At 23.2% G+C, this 596-nt stretch carries 1 protein-coding gene; it reads right to left on the reverse strand.

Annotation, left to right across the window (positions count from 1 at the left end; genetic code table 4):
* Positions 1 to 50: 50 nt before the first annotated feature.
* Positions 51 to 380, reverse strand: a complete 330-nt coding sequence (locus tag EHV01_RS06410; protein WP_422066729.1) for a hypothetical protein — start codon at positions 378 to 380, stop codon at positions 51 to 53.
* Positions 381 to 596 lie beyond the last annotated feature (216 nt).

The following is a 596-nucleotide window of genomic DNA, read 5'->3' on the forward strand; positions in this document are numbered from 1 at the left end:
WAATAATGACATATAAATTAAAAGATTGAATTGATATTTATAATAAAAATTTAAATATTGAAGTTTGAAGTTGTCAAAGTATTATTTTTAAAGGAAGAATAAAAGATATCTTTTGTATAAACTTTATAGTTATATGGTACTGGTGGTAATACATACTGTGGGTAATTAAATGTTGGTATTTCATAGTCATGTGGAAGTAAGAAACTAGTTTTATAATTAGTTGTCATATCACGTAAATAATTATTTAGTGTACTTTTTGTTTTACCACGAAAGCTTCATACTGATAATCGTAAATAATCTTCTTTATTATTTGTATATGGATTATCTGCATAAAAGATAATTTCAAAATTACCTTTATATAATGCTTGAATTGAAAACATATCAATTATATAACTACAATTTGTACCATCAGGTGTTTGTAAGAATTCGCAATCATTATCTTTTTCACTAGCACTAACTGTTATTTGCGCATCTACTGCTTTGGTTTTTTCATTGTAAATTGTACTATGAAGTGTAGCACTTTATAAACTGTAAAATCAAGCTTTTTAAATTTGTAAAGATTTTTTATAAAAATTAAAGCAAAAATATCTTTTADT

The organism is Spiroplasma sp. hy2 (assembly GCF_044714365.1).
Taxonomy (GTDB): Bacteria; Bacillota_I; Bacilli_A; order Mycoplasmatales; family Mycoplasmataceae; genus Spiroplasma; species Spiroplasma phoeniceum.